General features: G+C 40.7%; 26 protein-coding genes. 19 read left to right on the top strand and 7 right to left on the bottom strand.

The genetic code is table 11. From position 1 onward, the window contains the following. Window positions 1-68: 68 nt before the first annotated feature. Both MTF64_RS13660 and hldE read left to right on the top strand, forming a co-directional pair. Window positions 69-659 carry an SIS domain-containing protein gene (locus tag MTF64_RS13660; RefSeq protein WP_004588568.1) on the top strand — a complete coding sequence of 197 codons (591 nt, stop codon included), beginning with the start codon at window positions 69-71 and terminating at the stop codon, window positions 657-659. Further along, window positions 659-2,098 carry a bifunctional D-glycero-beta-D-manno-heptose-7-phosphate kinase/D-glycero-beta-D-manno-heptose 1-phosphate adenylyltransferase HldE gene (gene hldE, locus MTF64_RS13655; RefSeq protein WP_054983153.1) on the top strand — a complete coding sequence of 480 codons (1,440 nt, stop codon included), beginning with the start codon at window positions 659-661 and terminating at the stop codon, window positions 2,096-2,098. Before MTF64_RS13660 ends, hldE begins: the two co-directional genes overlap by 1 nt. 98 nt (window positions 2,099-2,196) lie before the next feature. Here hldE and MTF64_RS13650 read toward each other — a convergent pair whose 3' ends face one another. Continuing rightward, window positions 2,197-3,702, bottom strand: a complete 1,506-nt coding sequence (locus MTF64_RS13650; protein WP_248451728.1) for a capsule assembly Wzi family protein — start codon at window positions 3,700-3,702, stop codon at window positions 2,197-2,199. A 211-nt stretch (window positions 3,703-3,913) separates the two neighbouring features. Between MTF64_RS13650 and MTF64_RS13645 the strand changes: the two genes are divergently transcribed. Both MTF64_RS13645 and MTF64_RS13640 read left to right on the top strand, forming a co-directional pair. Beyond that, window positions 3,914-4,987 (top strand): glycosyltransferase family 1 protein, encoded by a 1,074-nt coding sequence (locus tag MTF64_RS13645; RefSeq protein ID WP_248451727.1) that lies wholly within the window; start codon window positions 3,914-3,916, stop codon window positions 4,985-4,987. After that, a complete protein-coding gene (locus tag MTF64_RS13640) occupies window positions 4,984-6,066 on the top strand; it encodes a glycosyltransferase (protein WP_248451726.1) in 1,083 nt (360 codons plus the stop codon). Before MTF64_RS13645 ends, MTF64_RS13640 begins: the two co-directional genes overlap by 4 nt. Here the strand turns inward: MTF64_RS13640 and MTF64_RS13635 are convergent. Next, window positions 6,049-6,777 (bottom strand): 3-deoxy-D-manno-octulosonic acid kinase, encoded by a 729-nt coding sequence (locus MTF64_RS13635; RefSeq protein WP_248451724.1) that lies wholly within the window; start codon window positions 6,775-6,777, stop codon window positions 6,049-6,051. The genes MTF64_RS13640 and MTF64_RS13635 overlap by 18 nt on opposite strands. Before the next feature lie 124 nt (window positions 6,778-6,901). Here MTF64_RS13635 and MTF64_RS13630 point away from each other — a divergent pair, with 124 nt between their 5' ends. From MTF64_RS13630 to glpG, 6 genes are all read left to right on the top strand, one after another. Next, entirely contained in the window at window positions 6,902-7,963 is a 1,062-nt protein-coding gene (locus tag MTF64_RS13630; RefSeq protein ID WP_248451722.1) for a glycosyltransferase family 9 protein, read from the top strand. Further along, window positions 7,960-8,523, top strand: coding sequence for a D-glycero-beta-D-manno-heptose 1,7-bisphosphate 7-phosphatase (gene gmhB, locus MTF64_RS13625; protein WP_248451721.1), 564 nt, complete (start codon window positions 7,960-7,962; stop codon window positions 8,521-8,523). The genes MTF64_RS13630 and gmhB overlap by 4 nt, the downstream gene beginning before the upstream one ends. Before the next feature lie 168 nt (window positions 8,524-8,691). Then, window positions 8,692-9,888, top strand: coding sequence for a glycine C-acetyltransferase (locus MTF64_RS13620; protein ID WP_024034359.1), 1,197 nt, complete (start codon window positions 8,692-8,694; stop codon window positions 9,886-9,888). A gap of 49 nt (window positions 9,889-9,937) precedes the next feature. Continuing rightward, window positions 9,938-10,963, top strand: coding sequence for an L-threonine 3-dehydrogenase (tdh, locus tag MTF64_RS13615; RefSeq protein ID WP_004588559.1), 1,026 nt, complete (start codon window positions 9,938-9,940; stop codon window positions 10,961-10,963). 64 nt (window positions 10,964-11,027) lie between these two features. Next, a complete protein-coding gene (gene glpE, locus MTF64_RS13610; protein WP_004588558.1) occupies window positions 11,028-11,345 on the top strand; it encodes a thiosulfate sulfurtransferase GlpE in 318 nt (105 codons plus the stop codon). After that, complete coding sequence (glpG, locus tag MTF64_RS13605) at window positions 11,342-12,163, top strand: rhomboid family intramembrane serine protease GlpG (protein ID WP_248451720.1); 822 nt, start codon at window positions 11,342-11,344, stop codon at window positions 12,161-12,163. The genes glpE and glpG overlap by 4 nt, the downstream gene beginning before the upstream one ends. A gap of 2 nt (window positions 12,164-12,165) precedes the next feature. Here the strand turns inward: glpG and MTF64_RS13600 are convergent, their stop codons facing one another. Then, complete coding sequence (locus MTF64_RS13600; RefSeq protein WP_024034357.1) at window positions 12,166-12,564, bottom strand: flagellar basal body-associated protein FliL; 399 nt, start codon at window positions 12,562-12,564, stop codon at window positions 12,166-12,168. A gap of 154 nt (window positions 12,565-12,718) precedes the next feature. Here MTF64_RS13600 and MTF64_RS13595 point away from each other — a divergent pair, with 154 nt between their 5' ends. Together MTF64_RS13595 and ubiA are read left to right on the top strand one after the other, a co-directional pair. Beyond that, window positions 12,719-13,258, top strand: coding sequence for a chorismate lyase (locus MTF64_RS13595; RefSeq protein WP_248451719.1), 540 nt, complete (start codon window positions 12,719-12,721; stop codon window positions 13,256-13,258). Then, window positions 13,255-14,133, top strand: coding sequence for a 4-hydroxybenzoate octaprenyltransferase (gene ubiA / locus MTF64_RS13590; protein WP_248451718.1), 879 nt, complete (start codon window positions 13,255-13,257; stop codon window positions 14,131-14,133). The genes MTF64_RS13595 and ubiA overlap by 4 nt, the downstream gene beginning before the upstream one ends. Window positions 14,134-14,196: 63 nt before the next feature. Here the strand turns inward: ubiA and MTF64_RS13585 are convergent, their stop codons facing one another. From MTF64_RS13585 to MTF64_RS13575, 3 genes are all read right to left on the bottom strand, one after another. Then, complete coding sequence (locus MTF64_RS13585; protein ID WP_248451717.1) at window positions 14,197-14,817, bottom strand: 2OG-Fe(II) oxygenase; 621 nt, start codon at window positions 14,815-14,817, stop codon at window positions 14,197-14,199. A 245-nt stretch (window positions 14,818-15,062) separates the two neighbouring features. Beyond that, a complete protein-coding gene (locus MTF64_RS13580; protein WP_004588552.1) occupies window positions 15,063-15,947 on the bottom strand; it encodes a LysR family transcriptional regulator in 885 nt (294 codons plus the stop codon). 446 nt (window positions 15,948-16,393) lie between these two features. Beyond that, window positions 16,394-16,831 carry a DUF2721 domain-containing protein gene (locus tag MTF64_RS13575; RefSeq protein WP_029773572.1) on the bottom strand — a complete coding sequence of 146 codons (438 nt, stop codon included), beginning with the start codon at window positions 16,829-16,831 and terminating at the stop codon, window positions 16,394-16,396. Window positions 16,832-16,914: 83 nt separating this feature from the next. Here MTF64_RS13575 and MTF64_RS13570 point away from each other — a divergent pair, with 83 nt between their 5' ends. From MTF64_RS13570 to tsaD, 3 genes are all read left to right on the top strand, one after another. Next, on the top strand, window positions 16,915-17,274 hold the full coding sequence (locus MTF64_RS13570; protein ID WP_248451716.1) for a DUF2007 domain-containing protein: 360 nt from the start codon (window positions 16,915-16,917) through the stop codon (window positions 17,272-17,274). Beyond that, complete coding sequence (locus tag MTF64_RS13565; protein WP_004588549.1) at window positions 17,258-17,848, top strand: YjaG family protein; 591 nt, start codon at window positions 17,258-17,260, stop codon at window positions 17,846-17,848. Before MTF64_RS13570 ends, MTF64_RS13565 begins: the two co-directional genes overlap by 17 nt. A gap of 172 nt (window positions 17,849-18,020) precedes the next feature. Beyond that, entirely contained in the window at window positions 18,021-19,034 is a 1,014-nt protein-coding gene (gene tsaD, locus MTF64_RS13560; RefSeq protein ID WP_248451715.1) for a tRNA (adenosine(37)-N6)-threonylcarbamoyltransferase complex transferase subunit TsaD, read from the top strand. Between the two features lie 9 nt (window positions 19,035-19,043). Here tsaD and plsY read toward each other — a convergent pair whose 3' ends face one another. Further along, window positions 19,044-19,652, bottom strand: coding sequence for a glycerol-3-phosphate 1-O-acyltransferase PlsY (gene plsY / locus MTF64_RS13555; protein WP_248451714.1), 609 nt, complete (start codon window positions 19,650-19,652; stop codon window positions 19,044-19,046). Between the two features lie 230 nt (window positions 19,653-19,882). Here plsY and folB point away from each other — a divergent pair, with 230 nt between their 5' ends. From folB to mpl, 4 genes are all read left to right on the top strand, one after another. Beyond that, a complete protein-coding gene (gene folB / locus MTF64_RS13550) occupies window positions 19,883-20,242 on the top strand; it encodes a dihydroneopterin aldolase (protein WP_064386911.1) in 360 nt (119 codons plus the stop codon). Then, a complete protein-coding gene (gene folK / locus MTF64_RS13545) occupies window positions 20,243-20,731 on the top strand; it encodes a 2-amino-4-hydroxy-6-hydroxymethyldihydropteridine diphosphokinase (protein WP_055252923.1) in 489 nt (162 codons plus the stop codon). After that, window positions 20,728-21,528 (top strand): undecaprenyl-diphosphate phosphatase, encoded by an 801-nt coding sequence (locus MTF64_RS13540; RefSeq protein WP_004588544.1) that lies wholly within the window; start codon window positions 20,728-20,730, stop codon window positions 21,526-21,528. The genes folK and MTF64_RS13540 overlap by 4 nt, the downstream gene beginning before the upstream one ends. A 175-nt stretch (window positions 21,529-21,703) precedes the next feature. Beyond that, window positions 21,704-23,059, top strand: coding sequence for a UDP-N-acetylmuramate:L-alanyl-gamma-D-glutamyl-meso-diaminopimelate ligase (gene mpl / locus MTF64_RS13535; RefSeq protein WP_248451713.1), 1,356 nt, complete (start codon window positions 21,704-21,706; stop codon window positions 23,057-23,059).

Genomic DNA, 23,059 nt, shown 5'->3' with positions numbered 1-23,059 from the left:
ACTAAATAAAACTATGGAATAATGGATTTAATTTTTTCCTGCCATTTCAGTTCCTAGAGGAATTTTTCATGTCAATTATCGATTCTGTGGCAACAAGCTACGTTGAAAGTTTAAACCGTCATCAAGCCTTATTTGAAACGATGGAGGCTTATCATCAAGAGTCTATGCAATTATTAGAAGCGTGCCACAGTGCATTGCAAGCTGGTGGTAAGGTTATTTGGTTTGGTAACGGCGGCAGTGCTGCCGATGCACAGCATTTAGCAGCCGAATTTGTTGTGCGTTATAAGTTAGAGCGTGGCCCACTTGCCTCAATGGCGCTGACCACAGATACCTCAATATTAACTGCGCACAGTAACGACTACCACTTTGATACGGTATTTGAACGCCAAGTTCAGGCTTTATGTAAACCAGAAGATTTAGTGATTGGTTTAACAACCTCAGGTACCAGCGCCAATATTAATTTAGCACTGGAAGCGGCTAACAAAATTGGCGCGTTTACGGTTGCCTTAACTGGACGCGAGGGCGGTAAAGTAAAAGACATTGCTAAATTGCCCATTATTATAAAAAATGATGAAACAGCCCGTATCCAAGAGGCACATATGTTTATTGGCCATTGGTTATGTGAAGCTATTGATATGGTTGTTGCGGAGCAGCAGTAATGGATTTATCGCTATTAAAAAACTTATCTAAAGCGCGTATTTTAGTTGTGGGCGATGTCATGCTAGACCGATACTGGTACGGCGATACAGGGCGTATTTCGCCTGAGGCCCCAGTACCCGTTGTTAAAGTAAGCAAGTTTGAAGATAAAGCGGGTGGTGCTGCAAATGTTGCAAAAAACATTGCTAGGCTTGATGCCAAAGTGGGCTTACTTGGTTTAATTGGTGAAGATGAAAGCGGGCAAATCTTAGAAACCATTTTAAAGGGTGAAAAAATACATTCACAGCTTGTTAGTGTATGCGATTTACCCACTATTTCTAAAATGCGTGTAATTAGCCGCCATCAACAACTTGTGCGCCTAGATTTAGAAGAGACCTTTAGCGAGCAGCATAGCCAGTTGTTATTAAACCGTTTAGAGCTGGTGCTTGATGATTACGACTTTGTGGTATTTTCTGATTACAGCAAAGGCTCGCTGAGCTTAATTAAAGAAATGGTTAGCGTTGCTAAAACGGCGGGTAAAACTGTACTTATAGACCCTAAATCGCCCGATTTACACTTATACGAAGGCGCAGACTATATTACCCCTAATTTACATGAATTTAATTTGGCTGGGGGGAAAACAGGCTCTGAAGAAATATTAGCACAAAGCGCGCGTGAGCTAATTAGTAAAAATGGTATTAAAGCTATGCTACTTACACGCTCTGAGCAAGGTATGTCATTAATTAATGCCGATGAAAAACACGACTTTGCAGCGCAGCAGCTAGAAGTAAGTGATGTAACTGGCGCAGGCGATACTGTTATAGCCACGCTTGCGGTGATGCTCGGGGCAGGTATGGAGCCTAAAGATGCGGTAGAAATTGCTAATTTAGCCGCAGGCATTGTAGTAAGTAAATTGGGTGCGGCAACGGTTTCACCAGAAGAGCTTAGCCAAAAGCTTGGCCAATACTTGCACATCAATGGCGAGCACTACCAAACTCCGTTTGACGATGTATTGCAACACATTGAGTTTGCTAAACAAAATGGCGAAACGATAGTGTTTACCAATGGCTGTTTTGATATTTTACACGCAGGCCACGTACGCTATTTAGCCCAAGCTAAAGCGCGTGGAGATAGACTCGTTGTTGGTTTAAATAATGATGATTCAATTACGCGTTTAAAAGGCCCTGAGCGCCCTATAAATCCACTTGATGAGCGCGCAATGGTATTAAGTGCACTTGCCTCTGTGGATTGGGTAATTCCCTTTGGCAGCGCGGACGAAAACGACACACCGGCTAAATTAATCGAGCAAATAAGCCCCGATATTTTAGTTAAAGGTGGTGATTACACCGTAGAGCAAATAGCTGGCGCCGATCATGTGCTACGCCATGGCGGCAAAGTAGAAGTGCTGACATTTTTAGATGGTTGTTCAACCTCTAAGGTGATTAGCAAAATAAAGCAGTAATATTTGCTGATTAAATAAAAAAGGGTTGAAAACGCAGTTTTCAACCCTTTTTTTGTTATAAATAGCAGCATTTAAAATGCTATTTTTAAATATACGGTTTAAAAATTATATTCGTACTTAGCAAACGCTGATGTGTCGTTTTCTGCGCCATCGTTGTTTGATGCAAAAGCGCCGAGCGTTAAGCGCCCGCCCATAGCCAGCTGCCTGTAGCGTAGCTCAACTTGTTTTGAGTTATAACCGGTTTTGGTAATTGTATTACCTAAATCGGGGTTACTAGGGTAACGGTCAAGATTATCGCTGTTGTAATCCACACTACGTAGTTTTACTTGCCAGTCATCGCCATTTGAAAGCTGACCTAAAAGTGTTAATACCACTGACTGCGCATCGTTATCAAAGGTTGAGCCAATAGTGCGGCCGTGGTAACGATAGCCCGATTTATAATCGGAGTGTTCGTAGTAGCAGTTTTCATTGGTTGATTCGGCCGAGCACGATACACCTGTATCTATGTATTCAACGTTAACGAGCACATTTTGATTGTAAATGCGCTGCGTAGTTTGTACGCCAAATAAGTACGCTCTGTCGGCTGGTTTGAATTGCGAGCTGGCATCTTCGCCAATTGTACTTGCGTAGATTGCATAGGGGTGACTAAATAAAGTGTCAGACCAACGCACATCTATGCCTGCAAGCTGATTACCAATTTTAGACTCCAGTGAGCTATCACAACTTTCATTGCCATCAATACAATTAGTTTGCCCAGTAATAACATCAATAAAATCACCTGCTGAGCTTGGTTGGCCTTCACCGGCCCACTGCGCAGACCAACTTAAAGCAATTTCAAGCTGTTGCATCGGGCGAAAGTTAACACGGCTGCTCCAAAGCAGCGCATCAGGAATAACACGGGTCGATTCTAACTTTGCCATTTGCGCGGTAAAGCTCCATTGCCCAAGCCAACTTAACCAAGGCGTTTCAAACGCTGTGCTTTGTTCACGGGTTACACTTAGTGCCGGCAGTGGCTTTGCATTACCCGACATAATTAAACTGTTATCAACACCTGGGCCCCAAAACTGCTCTACGGCACCGGCTCTAAAAATCCAATTGCCCAAGCGGTAGGCTAAGTAGCTATCGTCAAATGAGGTATCGTTACAATCTTCAAGTGCTTGTTCGTTAGTGGCTATATCATCGGTTGTTTTGCCATCAACTAAGCATTGCTTACCATCGTTACGGTAATTAATGGCTACCTTCGCCGCAAAGTTATCGCCGAGGTAGGCGTAGGCCGCAGAAAGCTCAGATTCTTGTGTGTTGGTTGCCCCAAAGCTGGTGGCTATAATTGGGTCTGATGCGGCAAACGCTGAGAGTTGTACACTGTGCGAGCTGCTGTTTTCTGACTTATAACGATGTTTTACACGAAGCAGTGCATCTTGCAGGCTGGGAGATAAAAGTTCAAGCTTGCTCGATTCTAGCTCGCCAATAAAGCTTTTCCACATTAGCGGGTAGGTGGTTACAGGCGCTAAAATAACACCGGCATCAGCCAGTTGTTGAATGTCGGCACGTAGACCGTAATCGTCTGGCTTTACCCAGGGCTCTGCAGTTACTGATGCGCTCATAGCGCAAAAAAGAGAAGAAAGTAGAAAGATTCTGTTTCGCAAAGTTCAGATCCTTGTGATTAAGATTGCGGCTAAGTTTACCAATCTAACATGGCTATTGCAGTAAATAATCTATTTTATGGCGTTAAATTTGTGTATAAAAATGTAACCTAGCTATCGTAAAAACAATGGGATTGATATACTGCTGCGCAAATAGGAAATAGAGAATGCAATGAGCAACAAACGACTTTTATTTATACCCGTATCATCGCCACAAGGAATAGGTGAATACATGCGCTCGTTGCTGCTAGCCCAAAGCCTTGAAAGTGAATGTCTAGATTCACTGACCATCCATTTTGTTTTAAATAAGCACGCGAACTACGCTAAAAACTGCCCATATGATACCACCTTGCTTGAGCGCTCTGCGACTAAAGAGCGCGATAAAGTGTGTGAAGTTATAGCCGATTTTAAACCTGACATTGTAATATTTGATTGTGCAGGGCGCGCTGCTCACATGAAAGCTGCAAAAAAAGTGGGTGCCAAAGTGGTGTTTATTTCTCAGCATGCGAAAAAGCGAGCGAAGGGCTTAAAACTTAACCGTATCAACTTAATTGATAGCCATTGGGTGGTGCAGCCCGATTACTGCATTGAACCGCTGAGCTGGGCTGAAAAAGTTAAAATAGATATGTTTTCTTTGGCTATGCCTAAAAATGTGGGCCCTTACATAGCATTTTCATCAGCGTGCGATACCAAACAGGTGTTAAAAAAGTATCAGCTTGATGAACAAGGCTACTTTATTGTGAGTGCAGGCTCTGGCGGTCATGTGCTAGATAATCAAAACTGTGCGGATGTATTTTTTGCCGCCGCAGAGCAAATTTCATTGCAAACAGGGTTAAAGGCGGTGGTGGTATTTGGCCCTAATTATAATAAAGCGTTGCCAGCATCAAATACGGTTATAAATTTGGATACGTTAGAAAATAGTGAGTTTTTGTCGCTTATGGAGCAAGCTAAATTTGCATTGTTAAGTGCTGGCGACACGCTATTGCAGGCGGTTGCTGTTAAAACGCCTGCTGTGGCATGTGCTATTTCAAAAGATCAAACACAGCGCCTAGCAAGTTGCGCCACAACTGGCGTGGTAATTAAAGCAAACTTTGAGATTGAAGACATAGTAAATAAAGCCAGCGCTTTACTAATAGAGCCGCATTTTAACCAGCTACTAGAAAAATACTCTTTGCTTGAAAGCGCGCATAGCTATGAAGAAATAACGCAAGGGGTTAAAAGCATGCTGATGGTTGCCGATAGATGAATATAGTGATTGTAATAGACTCGTTAGCGGGTGGTGGCGCCGAAAAAGTGATGCTAACCCTTGCTCAGCAGCTAGTAAAAACGCATAGCGTTACTATTTTATCGTTGGCTAATAAATATGAATACACGATCCCTGCGAATATAAAGGTTGAAAGTCTATTCAGTGATAAAGCCACTAAAGTGGATCGTTTTTGGAAAATAAATAAAAGTGTAGCAAAACTAGAGGCGTGGTTTAATAACAAACAAAAACAAACTGGCCCCATAGATTTAGTACTTAGCAATTTAGATAGAAGCAATAACTTATTGGCTAAAAGCCAGATTAAAAATGTTCACTTTGTTATGCATAACTCTGTTAATGCAGAGCTAGCGAGGCAAAAAAAGTTAGGCCCGTTTTCTTATTACTATCTTAAAAAGTCAAAGCAAAACTTAAACGGAAAATCCTTGGTGTGCGTGTCTAAAGGGGTAGAGCAAGAAATTACCCAAGGGCGTTTAATTAGCCCAAGCGCCATCACAACTATTTATAATCCCTTTAATTTATTGGATATAAAGCGCCTCTCAAATGAGGTTAATACGCAAATTCCACAATCGCCGTATGTTATTCATGTAGGGCGATTAGCTAAACAAAAGCGCCACGATATTTTATTTTCGGCATTTGCAAAGCTTGATAAAAAATACAAATTAGTCCTTTTATGTAATAAGCCTAGCAAAGCATTTAAGCTTGCAAAAACGTATGGTATTGAGGGACAACTTATAGTGCCAGGGTTTGAACAAAATCCGTATAACTGGATTAAGCAGGCTGAGGCATTAGTATTAAGCTCTGATTTTGAAGGGCTCCCTACAGTGTTAATTGAAGCATTAGCTGTTGGCACGCCTGTAGTAAGTACTAACTGTACGTTTGGACCGAGCGAAATTTTAACAAACGACTTGGCTAAATATTTAGCGCATGTAGGGCATAGCGATGAGCTAGCGGCTAAAATTGAGCTGGTTTTAAATACTAAGCCTAATGTAGATAATGCCGACATTTTGCAAAAGGTAACGGCCGAACAAGTTGCTAAGCAATACCTAGCTTTGTGTGGTTAATTGCTCTTTATAAATAGCCAACAAAGTTTGCCAGTCATTACTTTGCCAATAAAAAGCGTTGTTACGTCCTTGCTCTTTTAAAAATGAGCGCTCTAAACGTGCCATATTACTTTGTTGCCATTGCTTATTTAATGGTTTTATTTCGCCGCGATCAAAGTCGATAATATAAACCTCGCCCGTTTCATTAAATAAAATATTATTTATATTCAAATCAGCGTGGTACACACCTTTTGAGTGAAATAGCGCAACAGTATTGGCAATGCGCTTGAGCTCATCTTCTGTTAGTGGGCGTTCAATTAAAATATCGAGCAGGCTTTTAGCCCCTTTTACAGCCTCTGTAATTATATCGCCACGATAAATTAAGCCTGTGGTTGTTACCTTGGCGGCAATGGGTTTTGGTACATTTAAGCCAAGCTCAATAAGCCTTATCATTAAGCTGAATTCTTTATACACACGGGTGTTTTTAAGCCCAGGGTAGAGGTACTGATCGCTTAACAACTTGCCAACTAAACCGCCGCGCCAGTAGTGCCTAAGTACAGCGGTTAAATTATCGTGTTTAAAAAACCAGGCTGTGGCGCGGCCTTTTTTAGCACCGACTATTTTATTTTGCTGTTGCCAATAATCTGCATCAAACCAGTTTAAATCAACCTCGTTAAAATAATCTGGGTGGCTTAAAATAGTGTGCTTACCTTGCGTTAGTGTTTTAAACATAGCTCGTTAAAATAATTAAATAATGCGTGTATATTAACGTGTTTTATAGCACAGCATAAGTGCTTGCATTAGTACGAGTATAATTTAAGATCGCAGTCTATTATTTAAAGCCAAAGTGGAACGCGTGACTCAAGTGCCTAATTACTCCTCAATTTGTATTTTAAGACTCTCTGCCATTGGTGATGTGTGTCATGCCGTTAGTGCTGTACAAGCCATTCAAAAAGCACACCCCAATGCAAAAATAACGTGGGTAATGGGTAAAATAGAAGCCATGTTACTTGCCGATTTACCTGGGGTTGAGCTGGTGGTTTTTGATAAAAAACAAGGTAAGGATGCACTTAAAAAGTTAGCACATTCTTTTAAAGGGCAGCAGTTTGATGTGCTGCTTAATATGCAAGTCGCATTAAGAGCTGGCTTTGTTGCACGCTGTATTCCGGCTAAAGTAAAAATAGGCTTTGATTGGGCACGTTCAAAAGAATTACATAGCTTGTTTATAAATAAACGAATAGCCCCACAAAAAGAAGCGCATGTGCTAGAGGGATTTAAAGGCTTTGCGGGCGCCATTGGAGTTAAAGACTATTCACCTACCTGGGATATGCCTTATACCTTAGCGGATGAGAACAAAGCAGATGCATTATTAGGGCCTACGTATTTGGCAAATAAGTTATTGGTAATATCTCCTGCGGCCAGTAAAGCACAGCGAAACTGGTTGCCTGAGCGCTATGCTGCCCTTGCTGATTACGCGCATGAGCAAGGCTTCAACGTGGTACTAACGGGCGGCCCAACTGAGCTTGAGATTAATTTAGCTAATCAAATTATAAAACACAGTCACTGTACTATTTTAAACTTAGTCGGTAAAACAAAACTTAAAGAGCTGTTATGTGTGCTTAAGCGCGCTGATTTAGTATTAGCCCCCGATACCGGCCCTGCACATATGGCGGTAACGGTAGGTACGCCGGTTATTGGTTTATATGCGCATTCTAATCCTGCACGTACAGGCCCTTATTTATATCAAGACTACGTAGTTGAGGTGTATAATCAAAATCTGCTAAAGCAAACGGGTAAAACAGCTCAACAATTGCCTTGGGGTACGCGCGTTAAGGGAGATGACCTTATGAGCCAAATAAGCGTAGACAGTGTTAAAGCTATGTTTGATCATGTGGTACAAAAAGAGTCTATAAAATGAGTGTAACAGAAAAAACCAAAGCACTTTTTTTAGACCGAGATGGCGTGGTAAATATTGATCATGGCTATGTGTATCAAAGTGAAAAATTTGAATTTATAGACGGTGTGTTTAGTACCTGTAAAACATTTTATGATGCAGGTTATAAAATTATCATAGTAACTAATCAATCGGGAATAGGGCGAGGTTACTACACTGAAGATGACTTTTTAGCTTTAACTCAGTGGATGAAAACACAATTTAGTAAGCACAATATTAAAATTACAGATGTGTATTTTTGCCCGCACCATCCCAAAAAAGCGATAGCGCAATATTTAAAACAGTGCCAGTGCAGAAAACCAGCTCCAGGTATGCTGTTACAAGCTATGCAAGAGCATAATATTGACCCTTCGAGCAGTGTTATGGTGGGTGATAAACTTAGCGATATGCAAGCGGCACAAAAAGCGGCTATTAGCACGCGAGTGCTAGTTCGCTCTGCCCAACAATTTAACGAAACCGCTAAACAATACGCCGATTTAGTGATTGACTCTATTAACGATTTACCAGCACACTACTTGGCATAAGGTGCGTTTATATTTTCGCAACTAAAGTGTTAAGTATTGCTGCCATTACCTGTATTAGCGACGAGCTGCAAACAGTGCATTTTACTTGTTAAACTTTTACAATACACCCCAACATAAACAGTGGCTTTAATGTTGTTGTTTACCCGTTCATTTAATTGGAGACTACAGATGAGAGCATCTGCTTTTTTTAGCCAACTACAAGAGCAAATTGAAGACGTTAAAGCGCAAGGTTTGTATAAAAGTGAGCGTATTATTACCTCGCAGCAACAAGCTCAAATAGAAGTTGCATCTGGCGATAAAGTTATTAATTTTTGTGCTAACAATTACTTAGGCTTAGCAAATAGCCCTGAGCTAATTAAAGCAGCGCAAGGTGGTTTAGATGACCATGGCTTTGGTGTTGCCTCAGTGCGTTTTATTTGTGGCACGCAAGATATTCATAAAACACTAGAGCAAAAAATTAGCGCGTTTTTAGAAACCGAAGATACAATTTTATACTCGTCTTGTTTTGATGCTAATACGGGCCTATTTGAAACTATTTTAGGCGCTGAAGATGCTATTATTTCTGACTCTCTAAATCACGCATCAATTATTGATGGCGTACGCTTATGTAAAGCTAAGCGTTTTCGTTATGCTAATAACGATATGGAGGATCTTGAAAAGCAACTTATTGCAGCTGATGAAGCGGGCGCTAAAACAAAATTAATTGCCACCGATGGCGTGTTTTCTATGGATGGCGTAATTTGTAACCTTGAAGCTGTGTGTGACCTTGCTGATAAGTATGATGCATTAGTGATGGTTGATGACTCACATGCGGTAGGCTTTGTTGGAGAAAACGGTAAAGGCACGCCTGAGTACTGTAATGTGCTTGACCGTGTAGACATTATTACCGGTACGCTAGGTAAAGCGCTGGGCGGTGCATCAGGCGGTTATACATCAGGTAAAAAAGAAATTGTTGAATGGCTACGTCAGCGTTCGCGCCCTTACTTATTCTCAAATTCATTAGCCCCTTCAATTGTAACTGCGTCAATTAAAGTACTCGAAATGCTTGAAAATGGTGGCGAGTTACGCGCTAAACTTTGGTCAAATGCTAAATATTTCCGTGAGCAAATGGAAGCCGCTGGCTTTACGTGTGCGGGTAAAGATCATGCCATTATTCCTGTAATGCTTGGCGATGCTAAAGTTGCTTCATTAATGGCAGACAAACTACTCGCTGAAGGCATTTATGTAACCGGTTTTTCGTTCCCTGTTGTGCCAAAAGGCCAAGCGCGTATTCGTACACAAATTTCTGCTGCGCACAGTATTGAACAACTAGACACCGCAATTGCTGCCTTTACCCGTATTGGTAAAGAAATGGGCGTTATTTAATTTTTTATAAACCGAAGTATTGCTTCGGTTTTTTAGTTGAGTGTTAACTATGAAAGCTTTATCAAAATTAAAAGCCGAAACCGGCATCTGGATGACCGACGTACCCAAGCCTGAAGTAGGGCATAACGATCTACTCATTAAGATTCGTAAAACTGCGATTTGTGGCACCGACGTTCATATTTATAAATGGGATGAGTGGTCACAAAAAACCATTCCGACCCCTATGGTCGTAGGCCATGAGTACGTGGGTGAAGTGGTTGATATGGGCCAAGAAGTACGTGGCTTTGCAGTAGGTGACCGCGTATCTGGCGAGGGGCATATTACGTGTGGGCATTGTCGTAACTGTCGTGCTGGTCGTGTGCATTTGTGCCGAAATACAACCGGTGTAGGCGTTAACCGCGAAGGCGCATTTGCAGAATATTTAGTTATTCCGGCCTTTAATGCGTTTAAAATTCCTGACAATATTTCTGACGAGCTTGCGTCTATTTTTGACCCGTTTGGTAATGCTGTGCACACCGCTTTATCGTTTGATTTAGTGGGTGAAGATGTGCTTATTACAGGGGCAGGACCAATTGGTATTATGGCGGCGGCCGTTGCTAAGCATGTGGGTGCTCGCCATGTTGTGATTACCGATGTTAACGAATACCGTTTAGAGCTTGCGCGTAAAATGGGCGCTACACGAGCCGTAAACGTTGCGAATGATAAGCTTGAAGATGTAATGAATGAGCTAGGTATGACTGAAGGCTTTGATATTGGCCTTGAAATGTCAGGTGTGCCAAGCGCCTTTAATTCTATGTTAAATAACATGAACCATGGTGGCAAAATTGCCATGTTGGGTATTCCACCATCAGATATGGCCGTAGATTGGAATAAAGTTATATTTAAAGGCTTAGTGATCAAAGGTATATATGGTCGCGAGATGTTCGAAACGTGGTACAAAATGGCAAGCTTGATTCAATCAGGCCTTAATTTAGACCCTATTATTACGCATCAATATTCGGTAGATGACTTCCAAGCTGGCTTTGATATGATGATTTCAGGTCAATCTGGTAAAGTAATTTTAAACTGGGAATAGTTTAAAGTTTGCATACAGAGGCGGCTTAAGCCGCCTTTTTATTATATTTTTAAAAGAGATTTCAATGGCATTTAAACATATATCTATAGCACAAACGCACGAATTGCTTGATAAAGAAGATGTAGTGATCGCAGATATACGCGATCCTAACTCGTACCAAGCAGGGCATATTCCTGGCTCTGAAGCGCTTTCAAATGCCAATATAGCTCAGTTCATGATGGAAAAAGAGTTCGATCAGCCCATTATTATTGTTTGCTACCACGGCATGAGCTCACAAGGTGCGGCTAGTTATTTAGTAGAGCAGGGCTTTGAAGATGTATATAGCATGGATGGTGGCTTTACGGCTTGGGAAGCGGCTTACAGCGAGAAAGTGGAACGATGATTGAGCTAGGTAGTTTAAGTAATCCTCGTGCCGCACAGGGCTTTATAGATTATTTAAAAAGCCAAGGCTTAGAAGGGCAACTGCGCAGCGCTGATGGCAATAATGTTATTATTTGTGTTGCGGGCGAGCACTTTCATCAAGTGCAACCTTTGTGGGCTGAATTTGTACAAAACCCCAATCATGAGCGTTATCAACAAGCCTCTTGGGATGTGGGCAGTACGCAATCTGGCTTAACGTATCAAGGACAATCGCTTAATTTAGTGGCGCGCTTTAAAGCACTAAGCTGGCTAAATAAAACCGTAAGTATTGTAAGCGTTGCTATTTACTTTGCATTTTTATTGGGTGGCTTTGAGCAAATATACACTGCTTTGCAGTTTAACCCGAGCCAACCACTGAACTGGTTAACGCCGGCACTTGTTCATTTTAGCGCAATGCACATTGTATTTAACTTAATTTGGTGGATGTCGTTAGGTGATAATATTGAAAAGCAATGCGGCAAGCTGAGTTTAGTTGGGCTATTTGTGGTTACTGCACTTATTAGTAACTGGGCTCAGTTTTTAATTGTGGGGCCTAACTTTGGTGGCTTAAGTGGCGTTGTGTATGGTTTATTGGGTTTTTGTTGGATTCACAGCTATTTAAATCCTAAGCAACCTGCGCTAGTAAGCACTGCCATTATTGGCTTTATGTTAATTTGGCTGGTACTCGGTTTTGCTGATGTGTTGTTTGTTGGTATGGCTAATTGGGCGCATTTAGGTGGGCTTTTAAGCGGCATGGCTTATGCCGTAACCGCTAATTTATTTAATGCTAAAAAAGCGTAAGCTTAGTGGTATAAATACTTAGTAAATAATACTTCACGAATAATCTCTTGGCCTGTTTCTTCTTTTAACAGGCTTTTTAATTTTTCGGCACACTTTGCTCTAATTTCTTCACGCCCAGTAAGCGACTTTATTTTTTCTTCAGGTTCTTTAGATAGTATTTCTACTAACGCATCGCGTAAAAGCGGGGTATGGTGCTCTACAATAGCAATATCTGCATTATTGCTAAGCATTAAATCTATAGTCACGCGTACATAGCCCATTTTTTTACTTGAAGCGCCTATGTAATTGGTAATTATGTCTGGCTCAAAACCAAAATAGCCCACTGTCGATTCCGCTTTTGCCGAAAAGCTAAAACAGTTTAGGATCAGTGCTAAAAAACCTGCGTATACTATTTTTTTCATCTTTAGTGTGTTTCCATTTTCTTAATACAAATAGTTTATACTTAATAGCGCCTAATAAACAGCTCCTGCAATTATTTATCGGCAGTAAAACATCACTTTTTCAAATGCTTTGGCAATGTTATCATCGTCTCGGTTTTTATTTTATTGAGCTATTGTGATTACATTTCCGCTTTCTATATCTGCCAATTGGCAATGTGCTTCTTTGGTAAATAACTTATCTGCGTTAGAGCAAGAGTGGCTATTTGAGCCACATTCATTAACCGCTAAATTAAAAAGTAATGCACAAAGTTTTAGTGTAAAAGTGCTTAATGAGCAAACTTTTACCCTAAGCGATGCACAGCAACAACTACTTGGCTCAAATACAAATAAAGCACTTAATCGCGAGGTGCTTTTATTGTGTGACAATACACCCATGGTGTATGCCCAAAGTTGGCTGCCCAGTACACAAACGCAAACAACACTGCATAATATGGGCGCGCGCCCTTTAGGTGATGTTATTTTTCAGCACCCTGAACTTACCCGAAGTAATATTGAGGTAGGGCGCTTTGACTCAGAGCATGCGCTGCAGTCACTTGTTAAAGAGTTGAATTTAGCTACGCACCCTTTATTAGGTCGTCGCAGTGTGTTTTCTATTAATGATTATCACTTTTTGGTGTGCGAAGTATTTTTACCCGGAGCCTATTTGTACTCATGAAATTAGCCCCTTTGCAATTACAGCATAGCCCTTTTTATATTCAGCTCATGCGCATTGACAAACCTATCGGTACATTACTATTACTGTGGCCTACTTATTGGGCCCTATGGCTTGCAAACGCTGGTATGCCAAGCCTAATTAACTTTATTGTATTTACCTTAGGCGTAATTGTTATGCGCAGTGCTGGCTGCGTTATTAACGATTTTGCAGATAGAAAAATAGACGGCTCAGTTAAGCGTACAGCAGGGCGGCCTTTGGCCACCGGACAAGTAAGTGCAGGTGAAGCACTGAGTTTATTCATATTACTGATAGCCATTGCTTTTGTATTGGTATTACTACTTAGCATCAACACTATTTTATTGTCACTTGGGGCGTTGGCACTGGCATTTTGCTACCCGTTTATGAAACGCTATACACATCTTCCGCAGGTAGTCTTAGGCGCTGCATTTGGTTGGGCGATACCTATGGCATATATGGCATCAATAGACTCATTACCGCTGCAGGCGTGGCTGTTATTTGTTGCAAATATTTGTTGGACGGTAGCGTACGATACTATGTATGCCATGGTCGACAGAGATGACGATGTAAAAATAGGGGTTAAATCTACTGCTATTTTATTTGGTAAATACGACCGCCATATTATATTTTTGTTAAACGCTAATTTTATAGCGTTGTTGGCGCTTATTGGCTTAATTAACCAGCTAGGCTTGGCGTTTGTTGCAGGTTTATGTACTGCCGCTGGGTTACTTATTTATCAGCAAGTGCTTATTCATAAACGTGCGCGTGATGCATGTTTTAAAGCGTTTTTAAATAATCACTATGTTGGATTAGCTATTTTTGTTGGCTTGTTCTTGTCATTTGTATTTGCGCGTTAATTTCATCTCAACGCTATTAATTTAACCTCAGCATAGCCACTAGTTGTTGTGGCTATGTTGGTTTTATCGTGGCGGGTCAATTACTCCACTTATTGAGGCGTTTTTTCTAAACCAGCCAGCAATAGAGTAGCGCTCATTAATGGCAGGTAATACCTCGTGTGCAAAACGCTCGCTTTCAAACATAACGAGTGTCCCCGCGGTGGGTTTAATTATTATCTCTACTTGCTTACTTTTTGGCTTGTAAATAACAAGCTCGCCGCCTTGCTCGGGCGTATTTAAATAAAGGATTGTTGTAAATACGCGGTTAGAACGCCCTTTAAATGCATCAAAATGCTTTTTATAAAAGTCGCCTTGGGTGTATTTAGCGTAGTGGCACTCATAATCAAATAAGCCCATAAAAAACTGCCGATTAAGTGTGGTTTTTATACTTTCCATTGTTGCTTGATAAGTTAGCTGTGCTTGTGAGCTGCCATCAAACCAATAGGTTTTATCTTTACGAATGGTTTTATCTATTTGTAAGTCATTTAAACGGCCAATGCCTGCAGCGCTAAAATGCGGGTTAATACGGTGGCAATCGGTGGTTAAACTCTCTACTAGCTCGCTAATAAGTGCGTTAGGTATAACAACATAACCATGGGTTTCTATTGCATCTAAATAAACATCAGAACTAAAAAGTGTGTTCATTTATGTCTGTTGATTAAAAAAGGTGCGACAGTGTAGCCTAAAAAAATTTAATAGCTAGTGGTTTGTGTTCCGTTATTTAAGCAAATAAAAACCTAACGCGTAAGCATAAAAACTAAAAGGGCTTTTTAGGTTAAGCTGCTGTGCTGCAGGTTTTGGTCACAAGAAGAGTAAATCAGTAAGGGCTATCTAAATTGGTTGCCCTTAAAAGGTTTAAGGGCAATGCGGTATGCTATTTTTATCTTGGCTTAAGTAATAGTCGTAGATGCTTTTTTGATAAGAGATAATAAATGGTCAATGTGTTCGCCAACTGCTGCTTGTTGGCTTGTTTGTATAACAAGTTGTTCGTGACTTAAGTCTTTATTTGTTTTTAGCTGTACAAGCTCTGTGTGCTCTGCAAGAGTGCTCGCGTGTTCAATACTTGCAATAGCAAAGTGATCTGATTTAACCAGCCCTGACATTACTTGCTCAATGCTGCCTACCTTAATGCTAGCCGATTTGTTGAGCATATCGATGGCTTCGTTAAGCATGCTTTGTACTTGTTTAGACTGAGAAAAACAGCCGTACATAGGGTAGCTATCTAAATCGTGTTTGCTGATATCGCTTTTATTTGCTAACGGATGGTGTTTAGAAACAAACAATACCAGTTGGTCTGGCAGGTGTATGTCGCTGCCGATGCTGTTAATTGCCTGCGAATAAACACTGATATCAATCTCGCCCTCTTGCAGTTTGCGTGCAAGCTCGTGCTGCTCTTGCAATTGCATTTCTATTTTAACATGGGGGTATTGTGCTAAAAATTGCCCGCATGAGATAGGTACTACACTGCTGGCTTTGTTGGTATAGCCAATGACTAACTTTTCGTCAGTATTGCCGTTAACCGATTGAGAAATTCGTTTTTTTGTATGCTCAAGTTCGGCAAGGGTGTTTTTGGCGTAATCAAGAAATAGCTCGCCTTCGGGTGTTAACTTTACTGAACGTGTTGAGCGTTTCACCAGTTCGTACCCCATTTCGTCTTCTAGGGTTTGAATGCTGCGCGTTAGCGCTGATGTACTAATTTGAGTTTGTTCGGCTGCTTGTCTGAAGTGGCGTAACACACCAAGCGCTACAAATTGTTCTAATTGTTCAAATCTCACTTTATAGTCCCTTTTTATAAGTAAGTCGCGTGTGCCGCGAACATCAATAATATTAGATTCGAGCTTTCAAAAAGCGAAGCCTAATATGTAACTGTGTTTGCAAATTTATGACATATTTGCATCAGCATATCCCTCTTTTAGTATTATTTAAAGAGAAGACGCATTTAAAAGTATTACCAATTAGGCTTATTTATAGTGATTTATTACTCTATTTAAAACTAAGCTATGTTAGCAAGTAAGGCTAAATACAATGACTTAGGTGCTTTGACGCTTTTAAAAGTAATACTTTAGACATAATTTAGCATTAATTAATAAAAAAGTATGCCAGAAAAAAGGCTATAGGAAAATCCTACGTAGTGATTTGTAATGAAGTGAGGCATAAACGCTTATAGTTTTAGGTTATGCCATCGCTTTATTATTGTTTAAGATTTTAGAAAAATAAGCCGCTAAGGCTTACTACTTTTGTTAGTAAAGTTTTTAGTAATGCGGTTACTTAAGGGTTTGTCTTCAATACTTTGTAGCTCTATTTCTATGGCGTCGCACGAAATATGAATTTCAAATAACGATGTTAATAACGAAAGGCTTAAGCACGCTAAGCTCACCCCAAACAAAATAATGCCTGTGGTATTAAATTCTATAAATAAGGCAAACATTGATAGCGTACACAATAAAAAAGACGCCACACCATACACTTGCATGGTACGTATTAGCTTAATGCGCTTTCTTAAGTTTGTTATTTGAGCCACAACAACGGGGCGAATAGATTCACCTTCTCGTGAATTTAATTCTCGGATTAATTGCGCTAGTACTAAAAAGCGGTTTGTGTAAGCAAGCAGCAACAGTGAGATTGCTGGAAAAAGTAAACCTGGGGTAGTAAGTGTCATTGTTTTATCCTAAAAAGTTACCTGCTATACACTTTAGTAGAGTATCGTAGGATATTGTAAACACAAAATAATTGAGGTGATAATTGCAAAATATTAATACTCATAGTACTCAGCAAGCTTTTCAGTGGGTAACGCTCTACAAAGCAGATAACACATTAGAGGCAAATATAATCAAAGGGCTGTTATTAAGCGCGGGAATTGAGTGCCAAATTCAAGGTGAAATGCTTCAAGGCGCCTTAGGCGAAATCCCCTTTGAACAAACCCAAGTAAGTGTGCAGGTTTATTCGATAAAAGAGCGCCACGCGCGCGAAATATTGGTAAACTACCAACAAGTAAAACAATCCGCTCCAGATTGGGTATGCCCTAACTGTAATGAGCATAATGGATCAACATTTGATTTTTGTTGGTCATGTGAGACGTTAAAAAATGACAAAAGCGAATAACTTTCAGCGTATTAGAGAGCTAAACTACTTACAAAAAGCGGTGTTAGCAAGTGCTTTAATTGAGCGTATGTTACCTAATTATGGTTTATTTAGTGAAGCCACCGGTTTTGGTGATGAAGCCTTATTACGCAGTGCGTTAAATGTTTGCTGGGAAAAAATATTACTACCAAAAAGTAAAATAGATCTCGAAAAACAAGTAGAAAAAATTGAGCCAAATGTACCTGAACTTGCCGACTTTGATATGTTTGGTACTTACCCCGCAATAGACGCTGCAACGTCGCTTTTGAGCCTAATGCACGGATTGATGGGGCAAGACGAGCAAGAATTTATAAGTGTTAGTAAAATATCGCAAGCAACAGTGGCGCGTTTTATTGAATACCAAATGACGGTTGAAGGTGAAGTAGCTGACAATAAAGCCGTACGAGAACACCCATTAATGCAATACGAAATTGAAGTTTTAAGTGAGCTAATCGACTTTGTAGAAAATATGGGCCGCGTGACTTCTGAAAACGTTAAGGCACTTAAAAAGCAGGCCGTTGCAGATGGACAAACCAATATTGGTTTGGCGTTATAGTTGTAATTAATTAACTGTGGTTAATTGCTCTCTAGCAATTTTTAGCGTTTATTACGTTGAACTTAGTAAAAACCTTAGCTAGAGAATGATAAAATTAAATAGTTTTAAATATGTGTGTAAATCTCTTAACCACAGTGCAGGTTAAGCAGTAAATAAAGGCAGGAGAAGTAAAGTGCGAATTTTAGGCATTGAGTCATCGTGTGATGAAACCGGTATTGCAATTTACGATGATGAAAAAGGCTTATTGGCTCACCAGTTATACAGCCAAGTAAAAGTACATGCAGATTATGGCGGTGTTGTACCTGAGCTTGCATCGCGCGATCACGTTCGTAAAACCCTGCCACTTATTGACGCTGCTTTTGCTCAAGCCGGTTGTGGCCCTGAAGATTTAGATGGCATTGCATACACCGCAGGCCCTGGTTTAGTGGGGGCGTTATTGGTAGGTACCTCTATTGGCCGTTCTTTAGCCTATGGTTGGGATATCCCAGCTGTTGCCGTGCATCATATGGAAGGGCATTTACTTGCACCTATGCTTGAAGAAAACGTGCCTGAGTTTCCCTTTATTGCTTTGCTAGTGTCGGGCGGCCATACCATGATGGTAAAAGTAGCCGGTATAGGCCAGTACGAAGTATTGGGTGAATCTGTTGATGATGCCGCAGGTGAAGCATTTGATAAAACAGCTAAACTGCTAGGGCTTGATTACCCAGGCGGCCCTCGACTAGCTAAAATGGCTGAGCAAGGTGTTGCAAAACGGTTTGTTTTTCCACGCCCTATGACGGATAAGCCAGGCCTTGATTTTAGCTTTAGTGGCTTAAAAACAGCAGCTTCTATAGCGATTCGCGAAAATGATGATGACGCACAAACCAAAGCAGATATCGCCCATGCGTTTCAAACAGCAGTGATTGATACATTGGTTATTAAGTGTAAGCGTGCACTAAAACAAACTGGGATAAAACGTTTAGTGATTGCCGGCGGAGTAAGTGCAAATACACAGCTGCGCTTACAGCTTGAGCGTGTTATGCAAGGAATGAAAGGACAGGTTTACTATCCACGTACTGAGTTTTGTACTGATAATGGCGCAATGATTGCCTTCGCTGGTATGCAGCGCTTAAAAGCAGGCCAGTTTGCCACACTCGACATGAAAACTAAACCGCGTTGGCCAATCGACAGCTTAGAAGCCATTTAGCATCAATAATTATTGATTTTCTTCATTAGTGGGTGCTTTTTTAGCGCCCACTTTTGGTTCTTCACCTTTAAAAAGGCGAATAATATTAGTGCGATGACGAAATATAATTAGCACGGTAATAAAGGTTACCGGTAGGGTGTAAAGCGGTTTAATTAACCACGTATACAGTGGAGCAAGCGACACTGTGACCAAAGCGCCTAATGAAGAAAAGCGCGTAATAGCAACCACAATAATCCAGGTACTTATTAATAGCCCCGCCAGTGATAAACCAATCGGCAATAAAGAGCCAAACGCAGTGGCTACCGCTTTTCCGCCTTTAAAACTAAAAAATAGTGGGTACATATGCCCTAAGCACGCGGCAACGGCGACCAAACCAAGTGCTAAAGGCGTTAGGTCTAAAAAATAAGCCCCCCATACGGGGATAGTGCCTTTTAAAATATCAAACACTAATACTAAGCACGCAGGAAAGGCTCCACCTAAACGATACACATTGGTGGCACCTGGGTTATTTGAACCGCTGCTGCGAGGGTCTGGCAGTTTGAATAGCCGAGACACTAATATAGCCGATGAAATCGACCCTAATAAGTAGGCTAAAACAAACAGTAAAATGGCTAACACAAAGTCCCTTATTTTTTAATTGCTATACCCATCGATAGCACTTTTACGCTATTATTGGCGGCACAATTTATCGTGAAAATTATTAACTGCTGTATTTTGCAGTTAATCTAGCTATTTGGCTATTGTAGAAGTAATTTTTACATATTTAAACACTACTTAAAGCATATACAGTATTAATTTAATCAATGCATTGTATGCTTAGAGAGTGTTTATAGTTATTTGGAGTATCAATGGATAAGGTTTTTATATCTCAACTACACGTCGACACAATTATTGGAGTGTACGACTTTGAAAAAGAAAGTAAACAAAGCCTTTATTTTGATATTGAAATGCTCAGCGATATAAAGCCTGCAGCAGCAAATGATGACATTAATTTAGCACTCGATTATGCAAAAGTAAGCGAGCGAGTGATTGAGCACACTACGGCTAAGCCGGTTGAGTTACTTGAAACCTTAGTAGAGCAACTAGCAACTATTATATTAACCGAATTTAATACACCACAAGTAACAATTAGAGTGAGCAAACCGGCCGCTGTAGCGCAAGCAAACACCGTAGGTGTAGAAATTACACGCACACAGGCTATGAGCTAAATGGCGCAAATTTATATCAGCTTAGGCTCAAATATAAATAAAGCGCATTATATTCGCTGTGCGCTTGATGCACTTGAGCAACACTTTACAGATATTGTGCATTCATCTGTTTTTGAAAGCGAGGCAGTAGGGTTTAAAGGTAATAACTTTTATAACTCGGTGGTGGCTGCTACCACATCAATGCCGCTTGAGCGTGTATGTAAGTTATTAAAACAAATAGAGCGAGATAACGGGCGTAAAGCGGATGATAAAAAATTTAGCCCCCGTACATTAGATTTAGATCTGCTCTTTTACGATGACGTTATTTGCGACTCGCCAGCACAATTACCTCGCGATGAAATTACCAAAAACGCTTTTGTACTTCAGCCTCTTTGTGAAGTCGCCCCCAATTTTTATCACCCCGTTGCTAAGCAAACCATTGCTGCGCTATGGAGTGCGTATAACAACCCTCAACAAAAACTATGGAAGGTGGAGTTTTCTAACCCATGAGTATTTTAGAAATAATTATTTTAGCCCTGATACAAGGATTTACTGAGTTTTTACCTATTTCGAGCTCAGCTCACTTAATTTTACCTTCGCAAATTTTGGGATGGGAAGACCAAGGCCTTGCTTTTGATGTGGCAGTGCATGTTGGTACGTTAATAGCGGTTGTTATTTATTTTCGTAAAGAAGTGGCTGATATTCTTAGCGCCTGGTTTAAATCGTTTGGCGCTCAAGGCACCACTGACGACAGCAAACTTGGCTGGTGGATTATACTGGGCACTGTACCTGCTGCGTTATTAGGCTTATTGCTAAAAGACGTTGTTGAGCTGTACCTGCGCAGTGCGTGGGTTATAGCAGCTACGACTATTATTTTTGGTTTATTACTTTGGTACGCCGATGCCAAAGGTAAGCAAATGAAAACAATTTACCAGCTTAACTGGAAAACAGCGCTGCTTATTGGCTTTGCTCAAGCGGTGGCTATGATCCCTGGTACCTCTCGCTCAGGCATTACTATGACAGCGGGTTTATTGCTAGGTATGAACAAACAAAGCGCAGCGCGTTTTTCGTTTTTACTCGCTATACCTATTATTTCTATGATGGGCCTTTACTACACGATAGAGCTGGCTTTAGGCGATCATGTGGTTGATTGGAGCACATTAATTTTAGGTGTAGTCCTCTCGTTTTTATCGGCGTACGCCTGTATTTTCATGTTTTTAAAAGTGATAGAACGAATGGGCATGCTGCCGTTTGTAATTTACAGACTTTTACTTGGCGTAGGCTTAATTGTATTTTTAACGCTGTAATTTAGCTTATTACCAGCAAGCCCTCTTACTTAGGTAAGAGGGCTTTTTTATTTTATTAACGCTGTTTTAGCATCAGTGAATTGACGATACGCGCATAGTCACGAAGCCTAAAATTTGGCATTATAGCGCCATTAAACTTCACTGACGTGCGAAGTACGAAAGGATTTAAAAAGTTATGCATATTCATATATTAGGCATTTGCGGCACCTTTATGGGCGGTATAGCGGCTATTGCTAAATCGCTTGGCCATAAAGTAACCGGCTCTGATCAAAATGTTTACCCGCCGATGAGCACTCAACTTGAGCAGCTGGGCATTGAGCTAACCCAAGGTTACGACGTAAAACAGTTAGAGCCAAAGCCAGACATGGTGGTTATTGGTAATGCCATGAGCCGAGGTAACCCCTGTGTAGAATATGTGTTAGATAAGGGCTTGCCGTATACATCGGGGCCAGAGTGGCTTAAACATAACCTATTGCAAAATGCTTGGGTGCTTGCGGTGGCAGGCACACATGGCAAAACCACCACAGCAAGTATGCTGGCGTGGATTTTAGAGTATGCAGGTTTAAAACCCGGGTTTTTAATTGGTGGCATAGTTCAAAACTTTGGTGTGTCAGCGAAAGTGGGCGAAACCCCGTTTTTTGTAATAGAAGCGGATGAATACGATACCGCTTTTTTTGATAAGCGCAGCAAGTTTGTGCATTACTTACCACGTACGCTCATTTTAAATAACCTTGAGTTTGACCACGCCGATATTTTTGACGATCTAAACGCAATAAAAAAACAATTTCATCACTTAATGCGTACATTACCTCATACTGGCAAGGTAATTTGGCCAAAAGACGATGTCGCACTTGATGATGTTATTAAGCAAGGGCTCTGGAGCGAAAGTGAAACCTTAAATGGTGATTGGCATTATGACTTGCTAAGCGCTGATGGTAGCCAATTTAATGTGCTTTTAAACAATGAACTTCAAGGCACAGTTAATTGGCAAGCAATAGGCGAGCATAATGTTAAAAATGCCATTATGGCTATCGCGGCAGCGCGCCACGTAGGTATAGCCGTTGAGCATAGCATTGCAGCGCTTGAAGAGTTTATTAGCCCTAAACGGCGTATGGAGCTTAAAGCCGATATAAATAACATTAAAGTGTACGACGATTTTGCGCACCACCCAACAGCAATAAAAACCACGCTTGCGGGGTTACGTGCAAAAGTGGGTGATGAAAAAATTATTGCTATTTTAGAGCCTCGCTCAAACACCATGAAGATGGGTGTGCACCAACATACGCTACTTGCTTCGTTAAGTGATGCCGATGACGTGCTGTTATTTGAGCCCGATAACCTAAATTGGTCTCTTAAATCGCAAGCCGATAATGCCGGTATGCAGTGTTTTAATAGTACGCAAATGATTATTGACACTGTGCTTGAAAATATAATGCCAAATCAGCACATATTAATTATGAGCAATGGCGGTTTTAATGGCTTACATCAACACTTAGTTGATGGTTTAGCTAAAAAATACAGCGGAGAATAA

The organism is Pseudoalteromonas sp. 2CM41L (assembly GCF_023161905.1).
GTDB lineage: Bacteria > Pseudomonadota > Gammaproteobacteria > Enterobacterales > Alteromonadaceae > Pseudoalteromonas > Pseudoalteromonas atlantica.
This window is presented reverse-complemented; position numbering and strand designations above follow the sequence as displayed.